The sequence below is a fragment of the Xenorhabdus sp. SGI240 genome (assembly GCF_040081915.1).
GTDB classification, from domain to species: domain Bacteria; phylum Pseudomonadota; class Gammaproteobacteria; order Enterobacterales; family Enterobacteriaceae; genus Xenorhabdus; species Xenorhabdus bakwenae.
In genome coordinates this window covers 1-4,187 of record NZ_JBEBMB010000117.1, presented here as the reverse complement: position 1 = coordinate 4,187, position 4,187 = coordinate 1, and the positions used below count along the sequence as shown (strand labels likewise).

Below are 4,187 nucleotides of genomic sequence, written 5' to 3'. Positions count from 1 at the left end.
GTCCCAGCTCAGTGGCGGCCATGCGGGAGTAACTGTTACGTGAACGGCCGCTCATCAGATCAACGCCATCCGCGAACAACACCCCGCTTTGCCTGTCCAGCACCTGCGCATTGAGTTTCATCGCAGCGGAACCTGCCTTTACTGATCCCATGCCGCGCAGACACCATTGCAGTGTGCCGACTGACACGAGCAGCTCGCCATGCTCACCCGACTCACAGACCACATTCGGCGTCACGCGGGGCGCCGGTTCGGCGGCGAAAGGGGAAGCGGGTTCGGGTGCTGTGTCTGGCTCAGGTGTCTGGCGCTCTAGAGCCACCATATCCGCCGCCTCCTGCATCGGTACAGCACTCTCAATCAGCAGAGCAAAGGCGGTTTCGGGTTCCGCCATCTGACACAGATATTCATTGGCATCCCTGCCCGGCGGGAACACCACGCGCAGCGGTGTGATCCCTTTGGCAACCAGCGCTGACGCCAGTTTCACCGCGGCATCATTGCCTGCGGTATCATTATCAAAGGCGATCAGCACCTGCTTAATGCCGTAGTGTTCGAACGCTTGCCAGTGATCTGCCGTGACGCCGTTCACACCATAGGCGGCGGTGACATTTCGTTGCCCCGTGACCCAGAACGACATCGCATCAATGAGTGATTCACACAGGATAAGCGTTTTGGACGCACCCAGCGCCGCTTCATTCCAGACGCCGTGATGTGCCCCCGGCAGGTACAGATGACGGATAACCGACGCCCGCAGATCATCACTGATCATGCGCCCGTACAGTTCGTGGATTTGCCCCTGTGTTCCCCTCACCGGCACAACCAGCGAACCGCGCAGATGCTCCCGCCCGTTCTCCCGCAGCACACCGACTGCTTGCAGACGGCGGCGGATCTCTGCTCCGGCCTTGTATTTACTGGGCGGCAGGCGGTAAGCGAGGGTTCGGTTGGCAAAACCCAGCTTAAAATGACTGACCAGCTCAGGATGATTGAGCCGCCGTCTGGACAGATACGCCTGGGCTTCTGTCGCATTCAGCAGCGTATGGTGATAAAACTCAACCACCCGTGACAGCAACCCCTGTTGGCCGATGGCATCACTGGCCAGCTCTTCCGGCTGTACCAGCGGCTCAACCGCCGGATTGTGCCCCAGCACGGCCTTTAAGCGTTCGGCGGCATGACGCAGGCTTAAATTCTCCGTTTTCATTACCCAGTCGATCACCGATCCGCCCGCATCACAGCCAAAGCAGTGATAGAGATTCTTCGACGGTGTGATCACCATCGAGGGCGTTTTCTCCTCATGGAACGGGCACAACACCGTCATATCTTTGCCGCGCTTAAACAACTGCCGCCCTTGTTGCTCAATGATAGCAACTAAGGAGACAGCGGTTTTCAGGTGCTGTAATTCTGCGTTGGGAATGCGAGCCATATCTTAATCCTTTAAAACTGCGTCAAGATTCATATTGATGATATATATAGTCCCTGATATGATACTATCCGTCAAGCGATAAAAAAGGGAGGCTTATAGTGATGTCAGTTACAGCAACTTTGGAATTTCCTATGAGCTTTTCTGATAAATTAGCGGCTTCTCGTAAAGAGCTTGGTTTCACGCAACAGCAGATGGCGGACAAGATTGGTATGCACGTTTCACAGTACAAGCGCTATGAGGCGGGCACTTCTCAGCCCACGATTGATGTATTCAGACGGATTGCATTAGCGTTGAATGTCAGTGCGGATATGCTTCTTTTCGAACCGGATGAACGTGGCCCTGATGATCGCCTTAAACTCCAGTTTGAAGCACTTTCGCAGCTAGACGAGAAAGAGCGGGAGGCTGTTGAGACAGTGATTAACAGCATTTTACATATGCACGATGCTAAACGCTGGACAGTGAAGAGCAACTAAAGAAGAGACAGAGCTAACGCGGTATTGGGATGCTGAGAACATCCCGACACCGCTAACCACAACCAACTATCTAGGAGTTGAACATGGCTAAGGCGCATTCTAGGCAAAACCGTGCAGTAAATAAAGCGACAAAAACAGAACGTTATTACACCGTGGGATACGTGCCGCAAAATGACAAGGCCAAAGCCCCGCCCGCAATCCATCTTAAAGGCCAGTGGCTTAAGGCGGCCGGGTTTGATAAGGGCTGCACACTCACGGTTAAGATTATGGATGGCTGTCTGGTGTTGATCCCTGACAGTGACGACACCCGCAACATCAAGCAACAGTACCAGCGCCAGCAAGATCAGCTCAGTGAAATTAAGCTGAGAATGCGGGAACTGCTTGGCGACTACAACAGCAACTAAGGGCAGGGACTGAGCCGCTCTAAAATAAGAATAAGGCCGGAAGATCACGGGGATCTTTCCGGCTTTAAATTAAATCACTCTTTTAGTTATTTCTAAATAGTGATTATAGGTTTCTTTGCTAAGATATTTCCTAGCTAAGTTATAACTATAATCACTCCCCATTATTGCTTCAAAGATGGACGTATTTAATATATCTTTTACTTCATCATCTTGATTGAAAAATAAATCATCGACAAATTCAAATATATTATTTATTTCTTTTATCAATAGTTTATCATCGTTGTAAATAAGTTCGACATCGGAATAGAAATAGTTTCTTGGTTCTACTTTACCAGAACCATATAGATTTATTAGATCAGCAAAGAATGAGCCAAATCCGCCAAATACTAGATATATACCATCATCTCCATCATATGTTTCTCGAAACAATGGAAAAGACTTATTTAATTTATCAATTAATTCATCATTAGTCATAGATGCCCCAAAGCATTTCTTAAATCACTTATCATATAGCTTGCTAAGCTTCGGTCAGATGAGCTTAGAGTCTCATTTCTGTATTTTCCGTCACCACTGGTTAAATTTTTCAATGCTTTTAAATAATCCTTACCTTTATTTATATGGTCTGAACCGCCTACTAACTCTCCCGTATTCTTTGTATGTAGAATTGATGCGGCAGTGCCTCCATCAGGAATATTTGCACCTGGTCGATATAGCTCTGAGAAAATACTTTTTAGCTTAGGATTTTCTATTGAATCTATGATCTTCTGCCTTTGCTCCGCTGAAATGGCATGATTATTTTTTCTGGCATTCTTTAATATATCGACAGGACAACTCGCTAACCCGAACGGGTCTACCCATTTCGCCGGATTATGCACATACCCATACGGATTCATGCCCCCCATTAACCCAATCGGGTCTTAGGAGCGATTCCGGTGCGGTCGTACTTTTTTTACGTGATTTTTTCTTTGAATATCAGCTTATTAAAGAACCGTTTTTACCCGTTTAGCCCACATCCACGAACTTAAAACGCCGATACGCACTTTTGCGCTGTTTTGCCATGTTGCCCCGGTGCGCTTTTGCCGGGCTACCGCCGCAAGCCGTTGTGCAGTATAGCGCCCCTTTTTCTGATTGATGGGGTAATCAACCTGATTTTGTGCGGTTTTTCACTTTCGGCAACGGGCGAACGCGGCCCAACTTGTTTGGGCGGCGGGCGCACGTTCTGCGGGGGCGGGTGGCAAAGAACCCGCAAGCGGCGCATTACGACGCTCTCAGGCACGGAAGCCAAAGATTGTGCTCGGTTTTGTTGATGGCACTTTACTCAAGGGAAGCCCCCCGCGGGGGCTGCACGGGGCGGAGATGGCGAGCACGGTAACGAGCGAGGAGAGAAGCGACTGCGAGCCGGGCGCAGCCAGTGCAGCGGGGTCGGGGCGGGGGAGGTCAATGAGCGGAGGCCGCAGGCCGACCTGCCTACCGGGAAGTTTGCCGGAACAACGCAAGGCAGCTAAAGAAGACGTGATTTTGCCGGAACGGGGCACAGTGCTCAGGGTCGGCGCGGGTCTTTGGCCGGGACTGGCTCAGAAGCTGACAGCAGAAGGCGCAGCCTTGTGCGGTGCACCTTGCGATGCCGATAAGCGGGGGCGCAAGACATAATGTGTATTATACGCTGCGAACCGCTCAACGATGCCGCTGGCTGGCTGCGTTGCCGCCCGGTGAGTGGCGTATAATTCCCCAACATTATGTTGAGTGGGCTTTGGACGGCCTGCACTGACTGAACGGGGGCGGCATTGTTCAGGCCGACCATGGCCCACGTACCCCCGCAGACACCGAGGCCGACGGGCAGTCCGGCTACGGTCTGCCCCCGCGCCGATCCCAGCAAACTTAACGGGGACGCTCAGG

Annotated in this window: 6 protein-coding genes; 2 read left to right on the top strand and 4 right to left on the bottom strand. The window is 51.3% G+C overall.

Features of this window, described 5'->3' with window-relative positions; genetic code table 11:
- On the bottom strand, nucleotides 1–1,414 hold a 1,414-nt coding region (locus ABLA76_RS16600; RefSeq protein ID WP_348988772.1), incomplete at its 3' end, for a CHC2 zinc finger domain-containing protein.
- Between the two features lie 131 nt (nucleotides 1,415–1,545).
- Between ABLA76_RS16600 and ABLA76_RS16595 the strand changes: the two genes are divergently transcribed.
- Together ABLA76_RS16595 and ABLA76_RS16590 are read left to right on the top strand one after the other, a co-directional pair.
- Nucleotides 1,546–1,887, top strand: coding sequence for a helix-turn-helix transcriptional regulator (locus ABLA76_RS16595; RefSeq protein WP_099137498.1), 342 nt, complete (start codon nucleotides 1,546–1,548; stop codon nucleotides 1,885–1,887).
- A gap of 83 nt (nucleotides 1,888–1,970) precedes the next feature.
- Nucleotides 1,971–2,291, top strand: a complete 321-nt coding sequence (locus tag ABLA76_RS16590) for a SymE family type I addiction module toxin (protein WP_348988771.1) — start codon at nucleotides 1,971–1,973, stop codon at nucleotides 2,289–2,291.
- A 69-nt stretch (nucleotides 2,292–2,360) separates the two neighbouring features.
- On the opposite strand, the gene ABLA76_RS16585 is transcribed toward ABLA76_RS16590, so the two are convergent.
- The 3 genes from ABLA76_RS16585 to ABLA76_RS16575 all read right to left on the bottom strand — a co-directional run.
- Nucleotides 2,361–2,765, bottom strand: a complete 405-nt coding sequence (locus tag ABLA76_RS16585) for a hypothetical protein (RefSeq protein ID WP_348988770.1) — start codon at nucleotides 2,763–2,765, stop codon at nucleotides 2,361–2,363.
- Nucleotides 2,762–3,184: a hypothetical protein gene (locus tag ABLA76_RS16580; RefSeq protein ID WP_348988769.1), complete on the bottom strand. Its 423-nt coding sequence runs from the start codon at nucleotides 3,182–3,184 to the stop codon at nucleotides 2,762–2,764. Before ABLA76_RS16580 ends, ABLA76_RS16585 begins: the two co-directional genes overlap by 4 nt.
- A gap of 681 nt (nucleotides 3,185–3,865) precedes the next feature.
- A partial coding sequence (locus ABLA76_RS16575) for a hypothetical protein (protein ID WP_348988768.1) occupies nucleotides 3,866–4,187 on the bottom strand: 322 nt, incomplete at its 5' end.

What these genes read in the sequence shown, in the direction of transcription:
- ABLA76_RS16580 (WP_348988769.1), bottom strand. Translation starts at nt 3,184, where the DNA reads ATGAATCCGTATGGGTATGTGCATAATCCGGCGAAATGGGTAGACCCG.
- ABLA76_RS16590 (WP_348988771.1), top strand. Translation starts at nt 1,971, where the DNA reads ATGGCTAAGGCGCATTCTAGGCAAAACCGTGCAGTAAATAAAGCGACA.
- ABLA76_RS16585 (WP_348988770.1), bottom strand. Translation starts at nt 2,765, where the DNA reads ATGACTAATGATGAATTAATTGATAAATTAAATAAGTCTTTTCCATTG.
- ABLA76_RS16595 (WP_099137498.1), top strand. Translation starts at nt 1,546, where the DNA reads ATGAGCTTTTCTGATAAATTAGCGGCTTCTCGTAAAGAGCTTGGTTTC.